This is a genomic window from Dethiosulfatibacter sp., from assembly GCF_983023055.1.
The window spans coordinates 1-2,948 of sequence record NZ_CEZJXU010000017.1; the positions used below are offsets into that span (position 1 = coordinate 1).

Sequence of the window (2,948 nt, forward strand, 5' to 3'; positions counted from 1 at the left end):
GTCTATCCTCGCTGCCATATACGTTGTCAACTATATCTGTAAAATTTATTCCCTTTTCAACCAGTTCTGCAACACATCTAAAAGTGTCGGGAGTAGTTTTATCATATATGAACTTTCCAGTGTCAGTCAATATTGCCGTATAAATGTTAATAGCTGAATCTTTGCCTACATCATATCCCCATTGGCTGGACATTTTATAAATCATCTCACCAGTGGAGCTGCAGTCTTTTTCCACAATATTTATATCACAGAAGTTAAGATTTGATTCATGATGGTCTATGCATATGCTTTTGTTGCCTCTGTGAAATACTTCCTTCATATTGCCTGTTCTATCCAAATCACTGCAATCAAGTACAATGACAAGATCATGACTGGATTTTCCAGGCTTGTTGTTAATTTTCGCCAAACCAGGCAAAAATGCATAGTTATCAGGTATTCCACCATCAAGGTAAACATCGGATTTAATTCCCCTGTCAGACAATATATGGTGAAGCCCCAGTAAAGACCCAAGACAGTCTCCGTCTGGGTCCTTATGGGAAATCAGAGCTATTCTGTTGGAATTTTCTATCAAAATTTGCATTTCGTTAACATAATTTATATTATGTGCATTCATATCATACCTGCTATTCCTGATTGTTTTCCAAGCCTTTCAGCAGCTCGTTGATTCTAATGCTGTTTTCGATACTTCCGTCCAGATAAAAGTTCAGCTCTGGTGTAATTCTCGTAGTAAGTTTTGAGCTGAGCTCTTTTCTTATATATCCTTTTGCCTTGTTTAATATCTCAACTGTCTCTGTTTTGTTCTTTTCAGACCCTATTATAGAGATATAAACTTTAGCGAAGTGCATGTCGTCAGTTATCATAACTTCCGTAATAGAAACATGTTCGCTCATTCTAGGATCTTTTACATCGTTATGAATTATACCACTCAAGTATCTTTTTATATCCTGCGTGAGTCTATTTTTTCTTTTACTCTTCATCTAACATCACCTTTTTATTTCTTCAATTATGTATGCTTCGATAATGTCGCCCTCTTTAAGGTCGTTGTATTTCTCAATCATAAGACCACCTTCATAACCGGTCTTAAGCTCAGATGCATCATCCTTGAATCTTTTAAGAGAAGCTATTGACCCCTCATGGATAACTATATCATTTCTTAACAACCTGATGCCGGACTTTCTTGTGATTTTACCGCTTGACACATAAATTCCTGCTATTGTACCTACACCTGAAACCTTGAATAGTTGTCTAATTTCAGCTCTTCCCAGTATCACTTCTTTGAATTCAGGAGCAAGCATTCCTTTGACAGCAGCTTCAATATCTTCAATTGCACTGTAAATTACGCTATATGTTCTAATATCAACATTTTCCATCTTTGCCAGTTCACTGGCTGAATTTGTAGGTCTTACATTAAAGCCGATTACTATGGCATTTGATGCTGAAGCTAGCATTATGTCAGTTTCATTTATTCCACCTACACCGCCGTGTATGGTTTTAACATTGACTTCCTCTATACTTAGTTTTTCAAGAGATTGCTTAATAGCCTCAATAGATCCTTTAACATCAGCTTTAACGATTAAGTTCAGGTCCTGTATTTCACCCTCCTGAATTCTGCTGAAAAGGTCTTCAAGTGTTACTCTTGCAGTTCCCTTGTTGGATACATCTTTGATTTTCTGTCTTCTTTTTTCTGCAAGGCCTTTAGCCATTTTTTCATCTTTCATTGAATAGAGTATCTCTCCAGCTTCAGGAACTTCTGATAGGCCAGTTATTTCAACAGGTGTAGATGGTGTTGCAGAATTTATTCTTTTTCCTTTGCTGTTAATCATTACTCTGATTTTCCCATACGAAGTACCTGTAAGAACAAAATCACCCTTGTTCAAGGTACCTTTTGCTATAAGAACTGTAGCTATTGGTCCTCTTCCCTTGTCAAGTCTTGCTTCAATGATTGTTCCCACTGCAAGTCTGTCTGGATTGGCCTTTAGCTCTTCAAGTTCTGCTACCAAAAGAACCATTTCAAGAAGCTCGTCAATACCGATTCTTTTAAGTGCTGAAAGTTCTACACTTATTGTGCTTCCACCCCAGTCCTCTGTCAAAAGACCCTGTTCTGCAAGTTCCTTCTTTACTTTGTCAACATTTGCATTTTCCTTGTCAATCTTGTTTATTGCAATTATTATTGGAACTTCTGCAGCCTTGGCATGGTTGATTGCTTCTATTGTCTGAGGCATGATTCCATCATCCGCCGCAACTACAAGTATTGCTATATCTGTAACCTGCGCGCCCCTTGATCTCATTGACGTAAAGGCTTCATGGCCTGGAGTGTCAAGGAAGGTGATTATCTTGTCATTTATAACTATTTCAGATGCACCAATATGCTGAGTTATACCACCAGCTTCTCCATCTGTTATGTTTGTGTTTCTTATTGCGTCAAGAAGAGAAGTCTTACCATGGTCAACATGTCCCATTACAGTAACTATTGGAGGTCTTGGCTGAAGGTCTTTTTCATCATCTTCATAGTCAAGGTCGCTTTCTATAACCTCAATTTCATTAATTTCTTCAACCATTTCAAGAACTATATCCATCTCTTCAGCAATGATAAATGCTGTTTCAAAATCTATTTCTTGGTTCAGGTTTGCCATTATACCGCTTGTAATCAATTTTGTTATAAGAGTATTTACAGGTATTTCCAACACTTCAGCCAAATCTTTGACTATAATTGATGTACCCATTTTATATTCTTTTACTTCTTCAACTTCATTAAGTTCTCTTTCTCTTTTATATTGCTGCTTCTTTACTTTTTCCTTTTTTTGGAGACTTCTTCTTTTTACATTGCCGCCCTTGTTGTCAGTACCCGGCTTAGGATTTCCCTGCTGTCTAGACTGGCCACCTGGCTTAGTATTTCCATATTGTTTTGGCTGGCTTCCTGGTTTAGTATTTCCCTGTTGTTTTGGCTG

General features: G+C 37.5%; 3 protein-coding genes. All 3 read right to left on the reverse strand.

Going from position 1 to position 2,948, the window contains the following annotated elements:
* A partial coding sequence (locus tag AC3AX0_RS01635) for a DHH family phosphoesterase (protein ID WP_487548559.1) occupies window positions 1-613 on the reverse strand: 613 nt, incomplete at its 3' end.
* Between the two features lie 10 nt (window positions 614-623).
* Entirely contained in the window at window positions 624-977 is a 354-nt protein-coding gene (rbfA, locus tag AC3AX0_RS01640) for a 30S ribosome-binding factor RbfA (protein ID WP_487548560.1), read from the reverse strand.
* Between the two features lie 6 nt (window positions 978-983).
* Window positions 984-2,948, reverse strand: a 1,965-nt coding sequence (infB, locus tag AC3AX0_RS01645; RefSeq protein WP_487548561.1) for a translation initiation factor IF-2, incomplete at its 5' end; no start/stop codon positions are given.

What these genes read in the sequence shown, in the direction of transcription:
- rbfA (WP_487548560.1), bottom strand. Translation starts at nt 977, where the DNA reads ATGAAGAGTAAAAGAAAAAATAGACTCACGCAGGATATAAAAAGATAC.